The organism is Halalkalirubrum salinum (assembly GCF_005543295.1).
Lineage (GTDB): Archaea > Halobacteriota > Halobacteria > Halobacteriales > Haloferacaceae > Halalkalirubrum > Halalkalirubrum salinum.
Genome location: NZ_SRSG01000003.1, coordinates 55,178 through 75,063 on the forward strand (window position 1 = coordinate 55,178; position 19,886 = coordinate 75,063).

The window sequence follows — 19,886 nt, forward strand, 5'->3', positions numbered from 1 at the left end:
GACCGATCGCCGAACGGTGACTATTTCACTGACAGTCGAATACTTTTTGCGTGTCTCGGCTCACCGACGCCTCCATGTTTGTGGCGCTTGCAACACTGTGGGGACTATCGTTTCCGGCGATCTCAGTCGGGTTGGAATTTGTACCACCGCTGCTTTTGGCGGCGTTTCGCTACGATACCGCGGCGATCGTCCTCCTGGCGTACGCAATCCTCCGAACAGACGGCTGGCGACCGCGCGGGATGAACCATTTCCAGGCGATCGCAGGCGGCGGACTGTTTCTCGTCGCCGGGAACGGACTGTTGTTCATCGGCCAACAGACGGTTCCGAGCAGCGTCGCCGCGATCATGACCTCACTCGTTCCGATCGTCACCGCGCTGTGGGCGTTCGTGCTGCTCGGCGAGCGACTGTCTCGCGTGGGTGTCGTCGGTGTTGGGCTTGGCTTCGTCGGACTCGCCTTCGTCATTCAGCCGGATCCAGCGAACCTCCTCGGCGGGGATACAATCGGTCGGCTGATCATCCTCGGCCAAGTCGCGAGCGTCTCACTCGGTGGGGTCATTATCCAACGCGCTGGTCCGACGCTCGATCGCCTCCCGCTCGTCGGCTGGTCGATGGGACTCGGTGCGGTTGTATTACACGTGTTGAGTGCGCTAGCCGGCGAGCGCCCGACCATTGCGATCGCAGACCCGACAGCAGTCGCCGCAATTGTGTATCTCGGCGTCTTTTCAACCGCGATCGCGTTCCTGCTGTACTTTAGCATTCTCGAGAGATACGGCGCGTTTCAGGCCGCGCTTGTCGGCTATCTCGTCCCGATCGTCGCCACGACGGTTGGGGTGGTGGTACTTGGAGAGGCGATCGGGTGGCCAACGTTCGTTGGATTCGGGCTTGTCGCGCTCGGCTTTGGACTGTTGAAACGCCGTGCTCTCGCCGAGTTGGCGGGCGCTCGCCTCTGATCACAGCCCCAGAAGCGACGGCCCAAACCGGATCGCCCACAGTGTGCCCATGCCGAGGGCGATCGTTGCAAAGACGTCCTCGGTCCGCCAGGCTACCGCGCCTGCGATGATCGCGGCGGCCACCCGATCGTCGACGAGCGTCGCTTCAATCGTCGGCTGGATCGTGATGACGGCAGGAATGACAAGCGCGGCGAGCACGGCTGCGGGAACGTATCGCAGGACGTGTTCGACCCGATCGGGGACAGTGTCGATTTGGCCGAACAGGTAGATGAACGACAGGCGGATCGCGAACGTACACAGGCCGATGAGGCCGATCGCCGCCCAGATCGCTGGTGAAGACCATGCGGTCATATGTTCCCCCACGCGTCGATTGCGATGCCTGCGAGGATGCCACAGACTGCGGCGATCGGGAGATCGAGACTGAGCGGAACGCCGGCGACAGCGGCGCCCAGTGCGACTGCACCCGCAACGATCGCCGCGGTCGTGGTCCCGCGATCCTTCATCGCGGGCACCAAGAGTGCAAGAAAGACGAGTGGGAGCGCAAATTCGAGCCCGAGCGCCTCGGGTACCCCAGCCCCGACAACCGCACCGACGAACGTGCCGATCTGCCAGACGATCCAGAGGGTAAACCCGATTCCAGAGTAGTACCACAGCCGGCTCCGCTCCGGTTTGCGTTCGTACTCAGCGACAGACATGGCGTATGCCTGGTCGGTCAACACATACGCCAACAGCGCCCGAACGCGGGTTGACAACGCCTGAAAGTACGGTGCGATCGAGGCCGAGTACATGAGCATCCGTACGTTGATGATCACGGCGGTTACAACGACGACCGCAAAGGGCGCGTTCGAGTCGATGAGGTCGATCGCTGCGAGCTGTGAGGCACCCGCAAACACGAACACCGACATTCCCACGGCCTCGATGACCGTCATTCCGGCGTTGGCTGCAGAGATCCCGGCGACCATCGCAAACGGGATAATACCGAGGAGAATTGGCCCAGACACACGGATCCCATCGAGGAGATCCGGATGGGGGAATCGGCGGTCCATGTTCGAATTCCTGGGGCGACGTATGAAATGCTGCCGATCTCTCCGGCGATCGCCGGCAGGCTGTCGGTTGGCCATTCGACACCTCGCTCCAATTGGACCGCTCGGTTCCGCACTTTAGTCGGACCGCTCGGCTCCCCACATTAGTCGGACCGCCCGGCTCTTCACTCTATAATAGCGTTTGTAATTATTTTCTCACTTCGGTTCAGGAACTGCGGGTTCACGCTCTCTCGGACTGCTTTTTGAGGTATTTGATGCAAAAAGTTGCAAACGTTACTATAGTTTGGCCGTTCAGCTACAGCCAATCACCACGACGCTTCTGATCTCGAGCGTCGTCTCGAACTCTTCGCGGCGATCGGTCTTCGAGCCGAGCCGTCGGAACTGCTCGACGTGGGCACGGCGGACGCCATCGGTCTCTCGGCGATCCAGCCCGCAGGCCTCACCGATCGATTCCCAGTGCTCAGTCGGAACCACAAACACCTCGCGATCGTCGTCAGTATAGATACGCTCGTAGGAGCGACGATACGTCTCCAGCTCTCCGCTGAGGTACCGTTGGACAGCTGCAAGCAGCTCCGGCAACCGACTTGGGGGGAGGCTCGCCTTCGCACCGGCCAAAAGCAACGGCTGGCCGTCGATCGGAAACGGTCCTGGCCCCTCGCTTTTCATTTTATCCGCCCGCTCGCATCGCCTTCTGAGAGAATGCTTTGACGACCGGATCGACAGCGTCGGGTTCGCCAACAAACGTGACCGACACCTCTGTCAGCATCAGCGACCCCGCAGGATTGACTTTCTTGCTGTCGAGTGTGGCTTCCCATCCATCTCCCACAACCTCTGAAACCCCCTCGCTTTCGACGTCGGACTCGGCGGCGTGTTCGACTCCGTCGACGATCGGCCGGCCCTCGAGATTCCGAAGGTAGTGGACCGCGAGCCGCTGGGAGATCCCGCGGAACGCCTTTTCGACCTGATACTCGTCGGTCATCGTTCGCACCCGTTGACACCACCCGCAACCGGTGGGAAGATCGACACCGTATCCCCGTCTGCGAGGGTCGTCTCGACGCCCTCGATGTGCAACACCTCGCGGCCGTTTTTGAGCACGTTGATCTGGGGTTTGAGGTCTCCGTCGACGAGGAGCTCACCCTTCATCTCCGGATACTCCGCCTCGAGCGACGCGAGGAGGTCACCGATTGTCAGGACCTCGTCGTAGGACTTCTCGACGACCTTTTGTCCGGCGTATTCCCGGAAGGTCGCAAAAAACCGAAGCGTCAATTCCATACTCGATACACGCTGGCCGTGAGTAAAAAGCTGCGTTCTCTGACAACCGACAGCCGACGGCGTGCGCTGGTTGTCCTTTCACGTGCGGTCAGTCGCGCTTGCCGAACCGGATTCCGTCTTCGACCATGCGGTAGTTTCGTTCGGTATCCAGCGATTCGGCGAGCCACTCGACCTCATACAGCTGCATAATGAGATCGGCGTGGAGGTTCCGCCAGGCAATCGCGTAGATCGGCGATTGGCCCCACGCGCGCAGTTCGGGGACGAACTCGTCGTACGTCTCGATCTGCGCCTCCATGTGTTCGATCGCGTCGACGGCGATCGAGACGGCCTCGCTTTCGTCATCCGCCGCGTCGATCGCTCGATTGATTCGGCGTTCGATCCCCTCGACGGCCCGTTGCATGTCCATGGCCGCCGCTCCTTCGTCGTCTGGCAACGATTCGAGAATCTGTCGCGGCACGCCAAGTGAGAGTGGCTCTCTGTCCATGGATTGGCTTCGGATCGAACGCCAAAGAAACCTCGCGCTTCGACTTGGCGCACGCACGGGAGCGCGGCTTTTGCCCCGCGTTAGGACCTGCCGCAACTCACAAGACCGCCCGCCCGAAACAGTCGTTCATGCGCGCTGGCGTCATTATTGCAGGCGGCCGATCGACCCGCTTTGGCGATGCCGACAAGGCCGTCGCTGAGCTGGCTGGGACGCCGATGATTCGACGGGTCGCCGACCGACTGACCGACGTGATCGACACACTGGTCGTCAACTGTCGGGCCGACCAGCGGGCGGCGATCGAGGCCGCGATGGACGGCTATCCGTCTGCGGTGCGCTACGGGATCGATCCTGACCCAGACGGCGGTCCGATGGTCGGCATTCACACCGGCCTCGACGCGCTTTCTGACACGGACGCCGAGTACGCGTTTGTCGTGGCCTGCGACATGCCGTTTGTCCAGCCCTCACTCGTCGAACACCTCTTTGCTGTTGCCGAAACCGCTGAGGCAGCAGTGCCGCGGATTGACGACGAGTGGTATCAGACAACCCACGCGGTGTACCACGTCGACCGAATGGCCGCTGCGTGTGAGGACGCCATCGAACGCGGCGATCGAAAGATCCTCTCGCCGCTTTTCGAACTCGACTACCGGGTCGTCGACGACGCGGCGATCGCCGAACACGGCAGCGAACAGAGCTTCGAGAATCTAAATACACAAGCAGAGTTCGACGCAGCCCAAACCCGTCTGAAGTGATCACGCCAGTCGAACCGAGACGACCGTCGCGTCGATCATCCGGGCCAACACAATTCGACGCACGTCCGGACCGAAGGGATTCGCCGCGACCGACTCGAAGAGTCGATCGGCGATCTCGTGGGCTGCCGCGGCGTCCTCGTCGGTGTCGACCTTGTTGATGAGCGGCACGACTGTCGCACCCGGCGGCACGTCCTTCAGTCCACCCTCTGGAGAGGCGAGGACCTCAGCGATCGCCGCGGGTGTGATCTTGTCACCGAGTTCGAGATCGGTCAACGACGCGACCCGCTCGGGGCGATGGACGGCCGCCTCGGTCAGTGGCTCGCCGACAGCGTGGGCGCTGACGATCGGGACGACCGTCCGCGTCGAGGCTGGAATCTGCGGCTCGCTCGCGTTTGGCCCTTTGAACTCCCGCGTTCGCGCGCCGTCGGCTTTGACCAGTACTGGTCCGGTGTGTAACGCGGCGATCGAGTCGATCGTCTCCGGCGCAAAGCCGCGGTATCTGTCACCCTCTCGCGCTGCGACGAGTCCAAGGGGCCTGTCCTCACCCGCCGACAGGGCCGAAAGCGGGTCCTCACCGACGGCTACCCGGGCGACCTGACTGTCGAAGATCGGAATGCGGACGGTTGCGGTGACGATCGCATTTGGGAGCTGGTCGGCGAGCGCGTACAGCGTCGTCTTCTTGCCGCCCGCTCCGACAATGCAGGTGACGCCGCGATCGGCTCCGAGCGCGTCGACGATCGAATACCCCCGTTCGCTCTCCGCAGGAGTATCCGACTCGACGTGTCCCCCGTCAACGTACGCCCGAAGGCCGTCTCCACAGTCCTCGCACAACAGTGCCCGCAAATCGCCGTCACCGTCCAGCACGTCGACCGCTGAAAAGACATCGCCGGGCTCGATCGTTACGCCACAGCGAACACAGGGATGTGACTGCTGCAGCGTCATTGCTCGGCGGTAATTGTCTCGATTGTCGACTCGATCGCCTCGAGATCCGGAAAGACGAGCGATTCGGTCGTCGTCCATGCGTATCTGATGGTCAGTTCTGGATCGAGGACGAATACCGCCCGATCGGTAATCCCGGCTAGGACACTCTCAGTTCGCTCGACGTCGAACTCCGCGGCGAGCGTGTTATTGAACGTCGACATGAGGGGGTACGAGATTTCGTACTCGTCGATGAATGCGAGGTGAGACCACGGGGTATCTGCACTCACGCCGTAGAGCACTCCATCCATATCTGTGACGTCGTCGGTCCAATCGCGGAGTTGACACAGTTCCTTTGTGCATGTCCGCGAGTACACCCCTGGAAAGAACGCGAGGGTGAGCGGGCCATCTGCGGCGGCTGCTGCAAGGGATTGTGCCTCAATATCGCTCGTCGAGTAGGAGCCTCGATCGGCCGCAGCAGCGGCCGCCGGCGTTGCGATCGGTGCAGTAATATTCGAAACCGTCGTTCCATCGTCGCGCATACGACATCGTTGTCGTCGGGCGGCAAAAGCGTTCGCGCAATTGGTGCTCAGAATTTGTCATCGTGATTGATTCATCTAGTAGATTCCTTTCAGCCATCACTTTCACAGATTGCTGTCAGTAACTCATAACACGATGTGCAATAATATCTGCGTATGAGTGCTTGGCGCGATATGGTGCGTGATAGGCTTGTCGCCTATCATAAAAAAACAAATGAAGATATCGTCGATACCGACCACGTGTACGACATCGTCCTCCCAACGGCGCGTGAGACGTTTCCGAACAACGATCACCCAAAGGCCCAAATCCGACAGAAACTTCAGGAGCTTCAGGCTGCCAACGAACTCAAAAACGTTGAACGAGGACGGTACAATATCAAGAAGCTTGCCGAATCTACATCTCCTACAGATACCGAAGAGACCGGTTCTTCTCAGTATCTTGTCCCGCTTGACGACGACGAACGACGGGCCTACAATCAAATTGTAAACAGTGCCGTCGATCCGAATCGACTGGACGACGTTCCAGCGTTGCTTCACACAGCAGGCACGATCCGATTTTGGGCGTTCGATGAACGGGCGCCGATTTCATCTTTGCAGTCTGGGGATACACTCATTTTCGTCCATGATGACCGGTATCTCGGTCAGGGTACTGTTGATTCTGTCGTTGAAGATTCGACCGTCGGTGAATGGTTCTGGACGGACCCGAACAGATGCGAGATTGTACTACTCCGTGAGCACGATACTGAATCTCCGTTTGAGGCGACACACTCCAACGATGTTGAACTTCCACCGACCGAACCCTCGATTTCTATTGTCCCGCTTCATTCAGAGGCCCATAATTAACTACACCGAGAACCGCTCGATCGGCTCAGAACTCGCGTCTACTCTTTGGTTTTTCATCGATAGACAGAGCGGGTCAATGCAAATAAGAACAGGGCAATGAGAAATGCCCCCACGAATCCCTCACTGGCTGCTACCAACCGGATGAACCAACTGTCAACCGATGTGCCACCTTCGTGAACGAGTCCAGTGAACGATTCGAGGCTCAACAATAGGTAACTAATGAATCGCGGGCTCGATGAGTATGGTTCGTTTCCGGAAATTCCGTACAGTAGTCCGTATATTCCGGTGTATCCAAGTACGGTTACAAGCGAAAACGCGATCACTCGCCTCGCACTCTCGCCGTAGTTTGCGATAAGATCGAAGAACCGATTTGTCTCGTATCGAAGCCGGTACTCGAAGCGCTTTTTTCCAGTCGTATTTTGACTGATCTGTGCGGCCAATCGACGCTTTCGAGCGCGCATCTCTCGAATAAAAAACGCCGATGCCGCCCGGTTGTCTCCAATACTATCGGCACCGGTTTTGGCCTTTTGATACGTGGTCTCCTCGATCGCCGGCAACAGATCGTTGTCTGGTATCGCAGCAATCGCTGAGAATTGGTGGATTTGATAGTCGGGTTCGAGCGCAGGCCGATACCGTGAAAAGTCGAACTCTGTGAAATCACACTCGACGAACCGAATCGCATCTAGCGCAGATTCGTCATATGGATCGGTAGTCACTGTGATGTCACCGACTGTTGTCCGGCAGAAATCGTACAATGCCGTTCCATTCGTTGGTTGCGCCAACGTCCCTGCGTCAACCCGGGCGTCGATTACGTTGATTTTGATGTACTGATCTCCAGGCACACTCGGCGCAAAATTCACCCTTCCGGTACACGTCAACCCATCTAATAGTACATCTGCCGAAGAATCCCTGTCAGAACCGTCCTGTTGATCACGAAATACGACCCCCTCGAAATCCATCAGCGATCGAATCGTGGCGTCCGTCAAGTTGAGTTGACATGCGATGGTCGCAGCGTCCCGATCGTCGTCTCTGTCTTTGTTACCAAAGTAGGTCCGTCCCCCAAAAACAGTTTCAGCAAAATGTGCTTTCGTTTCGAACATTGCATCCCCAAAATAAACCGCCTCAGAAAACCTAGTGTTTGTGAAGTTCGCTTGCTGAAACGTCACATCACGGAAGTACGCCAACGCCCCGAAACGTCCCCCCGTAATTCGTGCGTAACTATTGAAAGACGCCCCAGTAAACACTGCTTGCCCCTCAAATGTGGGGGATTTTCGGAACCTGACCCCATACTGGAATACAGACCGCGCAAACAACAGCTTCCCGCCAAACGTTGCACCGTCTGCTTTCACTGTCCCGTCGAATTCACAACCGTACCAGTTTGCCTCTTTGGCAAACTCGACACCGTTCATCCACACTTGTTGGAACCTGCTCCCATGAAACGAGATCTCATTCGTTATTGTCGCATTTTCCAGCCGTAGTTTCCCTTCGAACGTTGTATGCCGAAAATCGAGGGTACCGTTATCAGGCGGAGAAATAACGTGATCGCGCAGGTCCAGTGTGTTGAACGTCGCGTCAATAAATTGCTTTGACTCTGGTCCCCCCGTTCGTATTTCTTCGAGCAGCTGCTCTACGACTTCTTGATTGGTGATTCCAAGTTCGTGTTGCGTTTCAGTCGACATATGAAACACACAGCGATCGGCATCTGCGTGCGAATCGCGGTGGCAGGTCCACTCACTGTCTAGGTCGCTTTCTACTCCTGGGAGAGTAGATTCCCACTGCTCCGGATCGAATGTATGCCCGCACCGAGAATCGTCTTGATTACCCATCTATGTATTATTGTCAAAACGGTTTATAAAAATCGCCGGGAAGGAGTAAAGTTTCAAGTAGCCCATCTAACTGATATAGTGTGATGGACACACCCCAGCGACTCTTTTTATCTCCGTGCAACAACGCGCTCGCACTCGGCCATCTCCACCAGCAACTCAGTCGCGGTGTGGCACCCGAAACGGTGAGCTCCCACTCCGATCAGACAATCGAGGACCCTGTACCCATCTGGGGTGTCGAAGCTGGCAATCAAACACACTGGGATGAGGTTTCCCCAGGTGACTTCGTTTTATTTTACACCGGAAACGGACTGTACGAATACGCTGGGAACGTACAGCGGACGGAGCACAATCCAGCACTTGCGTCCGAAATCTGGGACGATACCGATAGCAGTTGGGAGTATCTCATCTTTTTCGACGCGGTGATCGAGGTCGAAATTGATGCAGACAAAATCAGTGACGCTGGCGAACTATTCCGACCACACCCAGTGGGCTTTACTAAACTCGCTGAACGGGGTGTGGAACAAATTGTCGATGCACACGGGAGTCTGGAGCAGTACATCACGAACAGCGCAGTAGTTGAGACAGCACTAGGTGGTGCTGCACGCAATTCGATGAGTGATGAACCGATCGATTCGGATTCGTTCGAATACCAGCCCCGTTTTGAGTCGATCGCTCGGCAACTGCGGGTCAACAAACAGGTGATCTTCCACGGCCCACCAGGCACCGGGAAGACTTACACCGCTCGCCACTTCGCTCGATGGTGGATTAGCGAACAGTCGATTGCACCGACAGAGTCACAACTCAGACTCGTCACGTTTCATCCCTCGTTCACGTATGAGGATTTTCTCGAAGGACTGACTGCGGCACACGATTCGAACGGAACTGGAGTGCAGTACACGATACAGGACGGGATATTCAAAAAAATCTGTGACGACGCAGCAACGGCCGCTGCACATGCCCATGCGGACGGTCACGATCCGCCACCGTACGTGCTTCTTATTGACGAAATCAATCGTGGAAATCTCGCGCAGATATTTGGTGAGACGATCACGCTGTTAGAACCAGACAAACGCCAAACGGTATACAGTGAACTTGCTCACTCCTCAGAACGCTTTACGGTCCCCTCGAACCTCTATCTCATCGGGACAATGAACACTGCGGATCGATCGATCGCGCTCGTTGATGCAGCACTGCGTCGTCGCTTCCGGTTCCTCTCGTTTCCGCCTGCGTACGACACGTTGATCCAACAGTTCGATCTCGGTTCTATGGAGCAAACAAAAGCGATTGCGACATCAGACTACGAGCGTCTCAATGGGCTCCAGAGTCTCTCAGTATTGGCTCTCGAGCGTCTCAACAACCGTATTATCAACCTGCCAGATCTCGGAAAGGGAAAGCAAATTGGGCACTCGTATCTGCTGTTGCAGAATCCAAACAGCGAACAAGAACTATACGATGCGTGGCGATATGAGATTCTTCCACTTCTTGAAGAGTACTTTTTCGGCCAGCTCGATCGTCTCCAACAAGATATCTTGGGAGATGCGGGTGAGATATTTATCAATTCCGCGACACAGGAAATCAACGATTTTACGCTTGACGAACTCGTCCAAGCCCTCCACATTCTTTTGGGTTTCAAACAGCACGCAGGCGTTCACTCGACCGCTACACAGGACCAACGCACCGACGATGAGTTATCCTAACACCGACACGATGGCTACGGAACGCCCGAATAATGTGCCTCATACAGTCGAATTATCCGAACACGACCGCGTCGAAACTGATATCCTGCTCACAGACACTGATCGTCGATTCATCGAGACCCACATCGAGGGACCTGATGGCCCGACTCCGCTGAAAATATCGTACAACAGCGATGGCGGCACTATTTTCAAATCACAGAAGTTTGTCGGGATTGTTTCGCTCCCAGACGGCCCAACGATTCGGATCCAACCAAAGGCCGCCGGAGATAATCTCCTCTACTTGCTCAGATATTCACAGGGAATCGATCCACAGACCGTAGACCAGGATGTACAGCTCCGTGGCGGTGATTCGTTTATCGATGCGCTGGCTGCGTTGTTCTGTCAAGAAGTTCAGACAATTCTCCACCGTGGTCTGCACAGCGAGTACGAACGTGTTGAGACACGCGAGCCACAGCTTCGGGGACAACTTGACGTGCATACACAGATTCGACGCCAGCACCCATTTCCAACGAAATTTGAGTGTGTGTACGATGAACTAACACAAGATACCGTTGCTAACCAAGCAATTCTCTATGCAACGTCTGTTCTCCAGCGAATGACCACAGACGAATCGCTTAAACGCGACCTGCGGTGGTACAACCAGCGGCTACAAAAAGCGGTTACATTTCGTCCGGTCCGATCTGTCGAAGTTGAAGCGTTAAGACTCAATCGATTAAACGAATACTACACGGATATTCTTCGGCTCGTGAGGCCAATACTGCAAAATTCCTATCTTGATAGCCTCCACGATGGCGGTGTCTCTTCGTTTTCCTTCTTTATGAATATGAGCCATATTTTTGAGGCCGTTATTGGGCGTGCAATAGAACGAATCGCCCAAAATGCCGACAATCCACACTGGGCTGCCTATGAACAAAAAAAGACAACAAGTCTTCTCCACGGTGGAACTCCCCCAGTTACAGTAAAACCAGATTTTGTTCTTGAAGCCAGCGGACAGCCACTCGTGGTAGGCGATTCAAAATGGAAAACCCCCTCTTCGAACTCGAAATCAATCAGAAACTCCGACCTCTATCAAATGGTATCCTATTGTATCGCTCACGATACACCAGGGTTACTCGTTTATCCTGAGCAAGGCGGACACATAGAGACGTCCTATACCATCGAGAGCGGCCATTCATTGGACGTATACGAACTGCCAACTGGGCAACAAACAGACAGCTACGAAGCATATACGAACCAGCTCGAACGATCGCTTGAAACAAAAATTAATTCTCTTGTCGAAGCTATGTAACTCACACTCTTATCTTAGTGTATGTTAGCCATTGTCGGCCATAATACGTGAGTTTTTTATTTTTGTGGTCCATAGTAGAGTCTACAATCGACGTATTCGGTAGTGTGCCCTGGTAGCGCCGGTCGGCATATCCTAATGGTGTTTCACACCACGCCAACCGTTGTGGCGAACCGATTCCAAACCCACACAACACCGGCGTACCAGCTGGTACGTTGTTTTCTTACGAGCAACTGTCCGTCGACCCCAACTGACGGAGGATCGCTATGAGTGTCAGTTTGACGCTCATCGCGGTGGTAGACCGATTGTATCGGTGGCTCACAGAGCTGTTCTCAGTTGACGGTGCAAGCCAACTTGCGTGGGTGATGTTGCTCCCGTTGGCTGGCATCTATCAGGCCTTGATTGTTGGCGGTGCGCTGTCATCAGTGAGCACTGCCGTTGGTCTCGGGACTGTCATTTTTGGTGGTGGGGCCACCCTTGGTATTGTTACCGCTGAATTAGATGTGCCACGCCGGCGAGGGCTCCAAATTGTTGGTTTTATCGGTATCGGACTACTGGTGGGGACGACTCTGTCAGCAGTGATCGCCCCGGTCGTTGCCGCTGTTCTCTGGTCGGAGGTACTGAACCGCCTCACTGCGGTGGTAATTGGTTTGATCGCGATTCGAATGGTCTACCAGGACCCTCCGTGGTGGGTGCCAGCAGTTCAAACAATCGGAGGCGTCCTCATTGGTGTCATAGTGCTCAACGTACTGGTCTCGATCGCAACCGGGAGCATCGAACTTTCAGCAGTGATCGACCAAACGATTACTGTCGTGACAACCGACCACGCGCTCATCGGCCGATCGATAGTCGCCGGGGGATCGGGACTCACCCTTGCGGTTGGTGCCGTCCTGTTTCGTCCGACTGTCGTTCGGGTCCTCGACATTCAGCGCTTTGAGGTCGGCTGTGCGATCGCACTCACTACTCTTGCAGCAGAGTTGGCCTCAATTATTGAGACCGCACCGGTGTTGCTTATCATCGGGTGTTCGTTCTGTCTGTCAGTGAAACACGCGTATGTTGGAGGCATGGAGGGCCGAGAATGAAGGTCGTTGTGAATGCCCGATTTGGCACCGTATTGGAGTCCGATATGAGCGCATACTACGTCCCGACACGGACCCCGTCGTCGCCATCTCCGTGTCCTGCACAAACGGAAACACTGCCAGAACTCAACCGGACAAACGTGTGGTCACCGACCGCCGAAGCGGGTGAGTATGTTGCCGTACCCATCGCGGACCTCCTCTATATTGATGGCGTCATTCCGTTTAGCGGAGGTGGCACGCGAGCGGTCTCGAGAGCCGAAGATTGGGCGCAACTTGAAGAACTCGTCGGTCCACTTCGATACCGACACGACGTCGAAGACGCTGGCATGTATTTCACATCGGGAACATACCGGCCCAGGATTCCACTTCGCGTTGCCCGCCACGGCCTCGGCGCAATGTCACTGTATCTTACTGCCCATAACCACAACGTGCTGCATGTGAAGAAGGCACTCGGGTTGACCTATCATGAACTCACGGTACGCATCGCCGTAGACGTGTATCCCGAAACACCGTCATTCGAGTGGGAGGGTCCCGAGTATGAATGACGATCCAGCGCCGTTCTATGCGATGTTACGGGTCAATGAGATTGCCTCGACACAGGAGATCGAAACGCAGTTTCGGCGACTGGTGAAACAGTACCACCCCGACCAGGGCGGAAGCGAGGATGCGTATCTCCGACTCCAGACGGCGCGTGAAACGCTCTGTTCGCCCGTCGAACGCCGGCGGTACGATCGACTCGGCCACGATGCATACGTCAAAACCACCGGCGCAAAACGGTGGATCGCCTGGACGAACGCCCAGCAGTCGTCTGGCTCGTCTGCGGAGCCAACAGCTGACACAACAACGCAGACTGAAACTGCACAGGCCGATCGACAAGAAGCGAGCAGCACGAATTCGACGACAGGAGCCACAAACGCAGGTAGACAGCGATCGTCTGACGATCAAGGATCGACGTCTACTGCCTCCAAGTCGCGATCGTACAGTCGGACTGACTCTGCGTCTGCATCTGATCGAAAGACCGAGGGCACGCAGACAACGGGGCGATCGACCGACGAAACGACCGACGACAATACAGCCGATACGGCAGGTACGAACCGAGACAAGAGCCATTCATCGGAGTCGACCAGGCGGCCGCCACGCGGTGAACCCAAAGACGAGACTGCACACGCAAGCGATGGCTCTGGATTTGCCGTCCCGCGGGTACTCGTCGTCGTTGTTCTTGCATACGCCATCGCAGTCCCTCTTCGAACGTTTTTAGCAGTGTCTGCCGGCACAATTTCTGCCATTGCTGTCGGGTTTAGTCTCGCTTTTGTGTTCGGTAACGAACTCCGTGTATATTCTCAGCAGAGTGAACCGATCGATCCACAGCTTTCTCCACGCTATGCCGGGTATATTGCGGTCTGTAGTGGAATCGGAGCTGGTTTGATGGCGATCGCCGTTAGCCACGGCAGCCCCAACGGCGGCCTGTTACTCGGTCGGTTTGTGCTGTTGTTTTATATAGGGCTATTTGTCCCACTCGGGATTATTCTCTTTGGCGTCTTCTATATTGGTGGAAATATCGACCCACGCCTCGCAGGTGGCGGTACTGTCGTTGTACTCGTCGGAATGTTCTTGATCGAGTTCACTCCATACCGATTTTGGTTCCCGTTTACTGCCCTTGCGACCGAGCCTGCGAGTACGATCGCACCATGGGTCGATGTCGGAGCTGCATCTGGATTTACTGTTTGGTGGGCAGTCAATATCGTGTTGGCGTTGCTTATGAGTATAACACTCTGTATCGGGATTGGAACGCTGTTGGGACTTTTTTCAGCGCTCCTCCGCGGCGACAATACCAACAGGACAGGCCATCGCATCGTTGGTTGGGAACTGCTCGCGAGTGTGCCGTTCGTGCTGCTTGGGTGGTGGCACCTTGCTGGAAATCGGCTGTGGGTACTCCATGGAATTCCACCCGAATCAACGGTTGCTGCAGGGCTGATACTGGCTGTCTGTTGCTGGCCAACCGTCGTATTTGGGGCCTATAGTCTGGTCGAACAATCGTGACGTGGATTCGCCACTCACTTGGATTCGACGTGTCGAACCTCCGTCGCAATTCCCCGTGTGGACGATCGCATCTCCGGACCAGACATCGTCGCACGGCCCACACCAAACGCCTTCGGCCCTTCAATGACAACTTCGTCGCCAGGGTGGATCTCCTCGTCGGCATCGGTCACACCGGGAGCGAGCACCGACCCGTGGGGAACGAAGCCGTCGATCGACACCCGTTTGATTGGCGCGTCACTGTCGACCCACCGCTCGGCTCCCGCGAGGGTGAACGCCAACATGCCGTACTGGGGCACCATCGTCGCGAGCTGTTCGCCCTCACTGTCTCGCACCTGAAGCTTCGGATAGCGACCGGTGGTCTGGATCTCGATCGCGCCGAACAGGTCGTCGCCAGCGCCGTCGCCGAGTTGGTAGTCGGCGATCGCTTTGACCGTGTTGTGCTCGCGTTCTCGCTTGCTGAACTGCTCTGCGCCGTGCAATGCCGCCGAGAGCGCCGAAAGCGACTTGTCGGTCGTCGGGTGATCGGCGACGGTGTACTCGAACGACAGTCCCAGCGCGTCCTCGACGCGTTCGCAGATGTCTCGGTAGCCGTGGTCCGGAACGTGCGCGATGACCTTTGGATATTCGTTGCGTTCGAGGTACCGCTGTAACACAGCCGAGACAAACGCCTTCTCGTCCTCGGACCATCGGCCGGTGACGGCGGTGTCGTAGTGCTGGGCGGGGTAGGTGAGTTCGAGTTCGGTTGGCACGACGCCGATCGGCGAAGTCATCGACACCACGTGCCCACGGAAGTTGATCTCTCGGAGGAACTGTTTGTGGCTCTGTGAGTCGCTGTATGGTTTCGTTGCCGAACACGGCACTAACACGAGGGGGTTCTGAAACCGATTCCTGTACCGGGTGGTGACCCGATCGGCAAAGCGCTGGATCTCGACGCGGCGGATCGTGTCCCCGGTCGTGGCGGTGAGCTCCGTGTCACGGATGACCGGCGTTCGCTCTTCGAGATAGCTGTACTGCTGGTCGAACTCACGGAACGCCGCCGTTAGCCACTGTTCGTGTCGCGTCTGGGCTTCGATGTAGTCGCGCAGTCGCCCGGCTCGGATCCGTTCGCGGACCCGCCGGAGCTCCGCGCGCAGGGCATTTTTGTTGTGCTCGACGCAGTCCTCACGGGTGAACGCCTCGCGTGGCCGCTGACAGGCCGGACATGAACAGGGCAACTCCCTGAGATCCTTGAGGAACACCTCGCCGTCACTCGTGAGATACTTGCCCTGCGTGCCCTTCGCCACCGCCCGAGCGGTATCGAAGCCGTCGATACCGGCGTACGCGAGCATCGCGACGTTGCCCGGCGTCCCAATGCCCGACGCGATAAGCGCGGTGTCAGCCGGCAGCTTCGATTTGAGTGTCACGATCGTCTCGCGGAGCTTCGCGGCGTGGCCGTCGAAGCCACGAACGTCCGCTAGCACGTACGCGTCAGCACCGACATCTGCGGCGGTGTCGGCGGTCACGACCGCGGCACTCGGGAACGACACCGACGGATGCTCAATCGCGAATGCCTCCTGGACCTCCTCGCGGGTTCCCGGCGGGAACGATCGGTGCGGCAAGATCGTGAGTTGCTCGTTGGACCCGTCCGGAACCTCCCTGTCGGCCGCCCAGAGGCTCCCGGCATCTACCAGTACGTCGTCCAGACACGCCGGCGTCGTCACCGGCGTAGCGAGTCGCAAATCGCCGAGACGGGCCGGCCCGTCCCGATCGAGTACCTCGAAATAATCGGTCATACCCGTGGTGGGAGAGCGATCGTGTAGTCTCTTGCGTTGTCGGGTGAGTTGCGCTCGGGTCGCCTCTGAGAAAATATGAGCTCGCCGAATAGTTGGAACGGTTCACTCTCTTGTCGTTGTACTATTATCCATCAGCGACGAAATGATGAGTCGCTTGATTCCACGCCGAAGGAGGCCACTGGCTGCGGGCTGAGAAATACCCAGATCGGCGGCGACATCACTAAGCGTCGCATCCCGCGGTTCTTCAAAATAGCCAGTGTCGACTGCGACAAGGAGCGCCTCTCGTTGACTATCGGTTAATCCAGCGTCCGTATTGCCCAGACTCGCGTACTCGTTCACCCGTAGTAACTCGATCTCAATGTCGTTTTGTTGCGCATAGTCCCACAGCCGGGCCAGCCCCGCTCGCTCGGACATCCACACGGTGAGAATCCACGCATCCCCATCGTTCTCCATATCGAGTATGACACCATTCGCGGTCGAGATAACTGGCGAGAGGATCTTCGATTCGTCTGTATACGCTACGCTGTAGATTGCCTCGTCGTCTCTGGTCTCAATGACTTGTTCGAATTCGCTAATCGTGGTGTCGTTCCGTAATCCCTCTTCGAACTGAGAGAAATCTGATGACTCTATTTGATAAAAGAACTTCCCCGATGTCGGGTCAGTTCCTGCCTCGGAGACCGATTTAGCTTTTGAACTTTCGTCGTGACAAACTGCGCCTGTGAGAACGATGTCTGGATGCTTGACCCGGACGACCGCTTTAATATCGGCCATTGTCCCCGACGGTGGTCGTTTGTATCATACTATACTCGGTGAATCGTCGTTTGCGGCGATTGACGAACATCTTCATTGCAGTGCGTGCTACTGGAGATTGTAGCATTGGCCGTGTGGTAACTTAACTGAGATGGTCGGTGAGTGTTGAATACCTGAATATCGTTCAGGTGCGTCTGTTTGCTGGGTGTTGGTTAGGCAGAACGAACTGTACAGAAATCGTACAACCGACACCGGTGCGACGACTTCCACCCATTCAGCCGAGGCTATTTCGGTGGTTTAACGCCGTGGTTGAACAGTTTCGCCCAGAGCTCTTCCAACCGGCTGCTGACGAATGACGGATCGGACCCGGCGGGAACGTAAAACTTTGATTCGATCGCACTAGCTTGCTCATCGGCTCGGGTTGGCTTTGTCATACATATAGATAGCGGACGCGTGACGGCATTGATTTCTGGCTTAACCCTATAACCCATTTATCCCGTTGACAGTTCGGCGCACTGCTCGCGATCGACGCACGCAGTATATTGAATAGTGAGACGACCCAACCAGTACGTACATGGTGACATTCCGTGGTGCGTGGGACCGCGATCGAACTGCGTCGTTTCTCGTCGAGGCGACTGTGCCGATTCGGCTTGCGTGTCACAGCACTGGGGGACGGCTGTGGATGCTGTCGCTGTGGTTCGAATACCGCGATGAGCGGCTCCACTGTGCGACGAGCGCACACGCTGATGTCGTCGACTATCTCGAAGGCGACGACGAGGTTGCCTTCGAGGTATCAACGAACGAGCCGCCCTACAAGGGCGTTCGGGGCAACGGAACCGCGTCGCTGTCGATCGACGAGGACAAACGCCAGCTTCGATCGCTCATCGACCGCTATCTCGGCGATCGAGAGTCATCGTTGGCCCAACGACTCCTTTCGGGCGATCGCGAGGAAGTCCACATCGAGATCGATCCAAGACGCGTGTATACGTGGGACTTCACCGAGCGGATGGCTGACGTGGAACCGGACACCTCAGGTTGACGCTTAGGTCGACTGCACCACGTCGAGCGACTCTATCGTTACCTGATCGGGGACAATTGCCAGCGCGTCGGTGTGCCAGCCATCGTGTGCGAGCGTGAACGTACTGGCTGGGTTCGCCTCAACGAGTCGGGCGACGCCGTTTGCAGCGCTCACCTGTGCCGCTCGATCGGCCCGCTCGGGCACCTCGGCGGTCAGCGGATACGAATCAGACAGTGCCCGCGGGTACGGTCCGAACGGCGGCTTCACGGCCCAGTCGGCGTCGTAGCCATCACCGGATGGTGAGCCGCCTTCGGTCAAGAGCACCCGATCAGGAACAGCGAGCCGATCGAGCCGATCGTGGTGGCGAATCACCTCCGGGCGGCGCGCACTTTCAGCGGACAATGAAAAGAATGTGCCCTTCGAGACGGGGTCTTCGCGTTCGAGCTGCTCGGCGTGATCGACCAGCGCGCGGTAGCCGTCCCACATCGCCGGGTGCGATCGTGCGCGGCGTTCGACCAACTCGAGGAGATCGCCTGCGCGGATCGCCGCCTTGATCCGATCGATCTCCTCGAACGTGACGTGCAGGTTGTGTTCCGCCAGGAGCGTTTCCCGGTCCTCCTCGCCGGCCGATCGGAGCGCTGCGGCGCTGTGATTCGTACAGATCGGACATGAACACGGCAGGTACTCGAGTTCGTCGAGGTGTTCGGTCCCCGAGACGGTGAGGTAGCGATCGTCGCGGGCGTACAGCGCGTACGCTGCGGAGTCGAACAGGTCACAGCCGGCGGCGACCGCAAGCGCGAGCATCATCGGGTGGCCCGCGCCGAAGAGGTGGACCGGACAGTCAACCGCGAGGCCGCGTTTTGCGGCCGCAACGACGTCGATCATGTCGGCGTAGCGGTAGCCGTTCATCAGCGGGACGACCGCGCCGATCGGGAACACGTCCAGCGACGTTTCGGCCGCGAACGCCCCCGCCTCCTCGCGGAGATCCGGATACGTCGATCCCTGTACTGGCGCATTGAGTAGCATGTCGCCGGCGTCGATCGCCTCGGCGTCCTGCAGCGCCGTTTGTGTCGTCTGTAGCTCCTCAACGGCTCGATCGCGCGAAACATCTGGCGGGGTCGGGATGTCCACTGGGGTTGCGATGTCCGAGCCGATCGCCCGCTGAAAGTCGATGATCTCCGCGGTCGTCACGTCAATGTCGCCGTACTCCGCGAGCTGGAACGATCCCGAGTCGGTCATGATCGCCCCGTCGAACCCGAGCAGCTCGTGGAGGCCGACATCGAGTGCACGCTCTTTGACCGCCTCTGTGTTGCGGATGATGTAGGAGTTGGTGATGAGAATCTCCGCGCCGAAGTCGGCTTCGAGGCGGGCGGGCTCGATCGTGATCAGGTTTGGATTGACGACGGGCAAAAGCGCCGGCGTCTCGACGGTGACCCCTCGTCGCGGGACCGAGAGCCGGCCGATCCGCCCGACGGCGTCGGCGTCTCGGACCTCAAAGTGCTCGCGCATACCACCGGTTCGCCGAGGGCGTCAGTAAGGATTGCGTTCGGCAACGCTCAAGACGGTCCCACCGCACCGATGTGTTCTGTTAGACAAAACGAGTGAAACAAAGCCTTTCCTC

At 57.3% G+C, this 19,886-nt stretch carries 21 protein-coding genes; 9 read left to right on the top strand and 12 right to left on the bottom strand.

Features of this window, described 5'->3' with window-relative positions:
* Window positions 1-50 precede the first annotated feature (50 nt).
* The gene (locus E5K03_RS00705; RefSeq protein WP_138004464.1) at window positions 51-950 is read left to right on the top strand and encodes a DMT family transporter; all 900 of its coding nucleotides are present in this window, start codon (window positions 51-53) and stop codon (window positions 948-950) included.
* Here E5K03_RS00705 and E5K03_RS00710 read toward each other — a convergent pair whose 3' ends face one another.
* The 6 genes from E5K03_RS00710 to E5K03_RS00735 all read right to left on the bottom strand — a co-directional run bounded on the left by E5K03_RS00710 (window position 951) and on the right by E5K03_RS00735 (window position 3,749).
* The gene (locus E5K03_RS00710; protein WP_138004465.1) at window positions 951-1,301 is read right to left on the bottom strand and encodes an AzlD domain-containing protein; all 351 of its coding nucleotides are present in this window, start codon (window positions 1,299-1,301) and stop codon (window positions 951-953) included. It abuts the gene before it with no gap.
* Entirely contained in the window at window positions 1,298-1,996 is a 699-nt protein-coding gene (locus tag E5K03_RS00715) for an AzlC family ABC transporter permease (RefSeq protein WP_138004466.1), read from the bottom strand. Before E5K03_RS00715 ends, E5K03_RS00710 begins: the two co-directional genes overlap by 4 nt.
* Window positions 1,997-2,284: 288 nt before the next feature.
* Window positions 2,285-2,659: a hypothetical protein gene (locus E5K03_RS00720; protein ID WP_138004467.1), complete on the bottom strand. Its 375-nt coding sequence runs from the start codon at window positions 2,657-2,659 to the stop codon at window positions 2,285-2,287.
* A 1-nt stretch (window position 2,660) separates the two neighbouring features.
* Window positions 2,661-2,972, bottom strand: coding sequence for a hypothetical protein (locus E5K03_RS00725; RefSeq protein ID WP_138004468.1), 312 nt, complete (start codon window positions 2,970-2,972; stop codon window positions 2,661-2,663).
* A complete protein-coding gene (locus E5K03_RS00730) occupies window positions 2,969-3,265 on the bottom strand; it encodes a ubiquitin-like small modifier protein 1 (RefSeq protein ID WP_138004469.1) in 297 nt (98 codons plus the stop codon). The genes E5K03_RS00725 and E5K03_RS00730 overlap by 4 nt, the downstream gene beginning before the upstream one ends.
* An 88-nt stretch (window positions 3,266-3,353) precedes the next feature.
* A complete protein-coding gene (locus E5K03_RS00735) occupies window positions 3,354-3,749 on the bottom strand; it encodes a hypothetical protein (RefSeq protein WP_138004470.1) in 396 nt (131 codons plus the stop codon).
* 128 nt (window positions 3,750-3,877) lie between these two features.
* Here E5K03_RS00735 and mobA point away from each other — a divergent pair, with 128 nt between their 5' ends.
* Window positions 3,878-4,498 carry a molybdenum cofactor guanylyltransferase gene (gene mobA / locus E5K03_RS00740; protein WP_138004471.1) on the top strand — a complete coding sequence of 207 codons (621 nt, stop codon included), beginning with the start codon at window positions 3,878-3,880 and terminating at the stop codon, window positions 4,496-4,498.
* On the opposite strand, the gene yqeC is transcribed toward mobA, so the two are convergent.
* Both yqeC and E5K03_RS00750 read right to left on the bottom strand, forming a co-directional pair.
* Window positions 4,499-5,440 carry a selenium cofactor biosynthesis protein YqeC gene (gene yqeC / locus E5K03_RS00745; RefSeq protein WP_138004472.1) on the bottom strand — a complete coding sequence of 314 codons (942 nt, stop codon included), beginning with the start codon at window positions 5,438-5,440 and terminating at the stop codon, window positions 4,499-4,501. It lies immediately after the preceding gene.
* Window positions 5,437-5,958, bottom strand: coding sequence for a redoxin domain-containing protein (locus E5K03_RS00750; RefSeq protein WP_138004473.1), 522 nt, complete (start codon window positions 5,956-5,958; stop codon window positions 5,437-5,439). The genes yqeC and E5K03_RS00750 overlap by 4 nt, the downstream gene beginning before the upstream one ends.
* Window positions 5,959-6,111: 153 nt before the next feature.
* Here E5K03_RS00750 and E5K03_RS00755 point away from each other — a divergent pair, with 153 nt between their 5' ends.
* The gene (locus E5K03_RS00755; protein WP_138004474.1) at window positions 6,112-6,798 is read left to right on the top strand and encodes a hypothetical protein; all 687 of its coding nucleotides are present in this window, start codon (window positions 6,112-6,114) and stop codon (window positions 6,796-6,798) included.
* Window positions 6,799-6,851: 53 nt separating this feature from the next.
* Here E5K03_RS00755 and E5K03_RS00760 read toward each other — a convergent pair whose 3' ends face one another.
* Window positions 6,852-8,477, bottom strand: coding sequence for a pentapeptide repeat-containing protein (locus tag E5K03_RS00760; protein ID WP_205742929.1), 1,626 nt, complete (start codon window positions 8,475-8,477; stop codon window positions 6,852-6,854).
* A gap of 230 nt (window positions 8,478-8,707) precedes the next feature.
* Between E5K03_RS00760 and E5K03_RS00765 the strand changes: the two genes are divergently transcribed.
* The 5 genes from E5K03_RS00765 to E5K03_RS00785 all read left to right on the top strand — a co-directional run bounded on the left by E5K03_RS00765 (window position 8,708) and on the right by E5K03_RS00785 (window position 14,725).
* Window positions 8,708-10,321 carry an McrB family protein gene (locus E5K03_RS00765; RefSeq protein WP_138004476.1) on the top strand — a complete coding sequence of 538 codons (1,614 nt, stop codon included), beginning with the start codon at window positions 8,708-8,710 and terminating at the stop codon, window positions 10,319-10,321.
* Between the two features lie 10 nt (window positions 10,322-10,331).
* Window positions 10,332-11,609, top strand: a complete 1,278-nt coding sequence (locus tag E5K03_RS00770; RefSeq protein WP_171006558.1) for an McrC family protein — start codon at window positions 10,332-10,334, stop codon at window positions 11,607-11,609.
* Between the two features lie 263 nt (window positions 11,610-11,872).
* A complete protein-coding gene (locus E5K03_RS00775) occupies window positions 11,873-12,688 on the top strand; it encodes a DUF5794 domain-containing protein (RefSeq protein ID WP_138004478.1) in 816 nt (271 codons plus the stop codon).
* 44 nt (window positions 12,689-12,732) lie between these two features.
* Entirely contained in the window at window positions 12,733-13,230 is a 498-nt protein-coding gene (locus tag E5K03_RS00780; protein WP_138004479.1) for a hypothetical protein, read from the top strand.
* The gene (locus tag E5K03_RS00785; RefSeq protein WP_138004480.1) at window positions 13,223-14,725 is read left to right on the top strand and encodes a J domain-containing protein; all 1,503 of its coding nucleotides are present in this window, start codon (window positions 13,223-13,225) and stop codon (window positions 14,723-14,725) included. The genes E5K03_RS00780 and E5K03_RS00785 overlap by 8 nt, the downstream gene beginning before the upstream one ends.
* 14 nt (window positions 14,726-14,739) lie before the next feature.
* Here E5K03_RS00785 and arcS read toward each other — a convergent pair whose 3' ends face one another.
* Together arcS and E5K03_RS00795 are read right to left on the bottom strand one after the other, a co-directional pair.
* Window positions 14,740-16,497, bottom strand: a complete 1,758-nt coding sequence (gene arcS, locus E5K03_RS00790; protein WP_138004481.1) for an archaeosine synthase subunit alpha — start codon at window positions 16,495-16,497, stop codon at window positions 14,740-14,742.
* Window positions 16,498-16,599: 102 nt separating this feature from the next.
* A complete protein-coding gene (locus tag E5K03_RS00795; protein ID WP_138004482.1) occupies window positions 16,600-17,268 on the bottom strand; it encodes a helix-turn-helix domain-containing protein in 669 nt (222 codons plus the stop codon).
* Window positions 17,269-17,821: 553 nt separating this feature from the next.
* Here E5K03_RS00795 and E5K03_RS00800 point away from each other — a divergent pair.
* On the top strand, window positions 17,822-18,286 hold the full coding sequence (locus E5K03_RS00800) for a pyridoxamine 5'-phosphate oxidase family protein (RefSeq protein ID WP_138004483.1): 465 nt from the start codon (window positions 17,822-17,824) through the stop codon (window positions 18,284-18,286).
* A 3-nt stretch (window positions 18,287-18,289) separates the two neighbouring features.
* Here E5K03_RS00800 and tgtA read toward each other — a convergent pair whose 3' ends face one another.
* Window positions 18,290-19,774 (bottom strand): tRNA guanosine(15) transglycosylase TgtA, encoded by a 1,485-nt coding sequence (tgtA, locus tag E5K03_RS00805; RefSeq protein WP_138004484.1) that lies wholly within the window; start codon window positions 19,772-19,774, stop codon window positions 18,290-18,292.
* Between the last annotated feature and the right edge of the window lie 112 nt (window positions 19,775-19,886).

Coding starts and splice junctions, on each gene's coding strand:
- E5K03_RS00715 (WP_138004466.1), bottom strand. CDS start 1,996: ATGGACCGCCGATTCCCCCATCCGGATCTCCTCGATGGGATCCGTGTG.
- E5K03_RS00735 (WP_138004470.1), bottom strand. CDS start 3,749: ATGGACAGAGAGCCACTCTCACTTGGCGTGCCGCGACAGATTCTCGAA.
- E5K03_RS00750 (WP_138004473.1), bottom strand. CDS start 5,958: ATGCGCGACGATGGAACGACGGTTTCGAATATTACTGCACCGATCGCA.
- E5K03_RS00785 (WP_138004480.1), top strand. CDS start 13,223: ATGAATGACGATCCAGCGCCGTTCTATGCGATGTTACGGGTCAATGAG.
- E5K03_RS00800 (WP_138004483.1), top strand. CDS start 17,822: ATGGTGACATTCCGTGGTGCGTGGGACCGCGATCGAACTGCGTCGTTT.
- E5K03_RS00770 (WP_171006558.1), top strand. CDS start 10,332: ATGGCTACGGAACGCCCGAATAATGTGCCTCATACAGTCGAATTATCC.
- E5K03_RS00725 (WP_138004468.1), bottom strand. CDS start 2,972: ATGACCGACGAGTATCAGGTCGAAAAGGCGTTCCGCGGGATCTCCCAG.
- E5K03_RS00730 (WP_138004469.1), bottom strand. CDS start 3,265: ATGGAATTGACGCTTCGGTTTTTTGCGACCTTCCGGGAATACGCCGGA.
- E5K03_RS00765 (WP_138004476.1), top strand. CDS start 8,708: ATGGACACACCCCAGCGACTCTTTTTATCTCCGTGCAACAACGCGCTC.
- arcS (WP_138004481.1), bottom strand. CDS start 16,497: ATGACCGATTATTTCGAGGTACTCGATCGGGACGGGCCGGCCCGTCTC.
- E5K03_RS00755 (WP_138004474.1), top strand. CDS start 6,112: ATGAGTGCTTGGCGCGATATGGTGCGTGATAGGCTTGTCGCCTATCAT.
- E5K03_RS00720 (WP_138004467.1), bottom strand. CDS start 2,659: ATGAAAAGCGAGGGGCCAGGACCGTTTCCGATCGACGGCCAGCCGTTG.
- E5K03_RS00795 (WP_138004482.1), bottom strand. CDS start 17,268: ATGGCCGATATTAAAGCGGTCGTCCGGGTCAAGCATCCAGACATCGTT.
- E5K03_RS00780 (WP_138004479.1), top strand. CDS start 12,733: ATGAGCGCATACTACGTCCCGACACGGACCCCGTCGTCGCCATCTCCG.
- E5K03_RS00775 (WP_138004478.1), top strand. CDS start 11,873: ATGAGTGTCAGTTTGACGCTCATCGCGGTGGTAGACCGATTGTATCGG.
- mobA (WP_138004471.1), top strand. CDS start 3,878: ATGCGCGCTGGCGTCATTATTGCAGGCGGCCGATCGACCCGCTTTGGC.
- E5K03_RS00710 (WP_138004465.1), bottom strand. CDS start 1,301: ATGACCGCATGGTCTTCACCAGCGATCTGGGCGGCGATCGGCCTCATC.
- tgtA (WP_138004484.1), bottom strand. CDS start 19,774: ATGCGCGAGCACTTTGAGGTCCGAGACGCCGACGCCGTCGGGCGGATC.
- yqeC (WP_138004472.1), bottom strand. CDS start 5,440: ATGACGCTGCAGCAGTCACATCCCTGTGTTCGCTGTGGCGTAACGATC.
- E5K03_RS00760 (WP_205742929.1), bottom strand. CDS start 8,477: ATGTCGACTGAAACGCAACACGAACTTGGAATCACCAATCAAGAAGTC.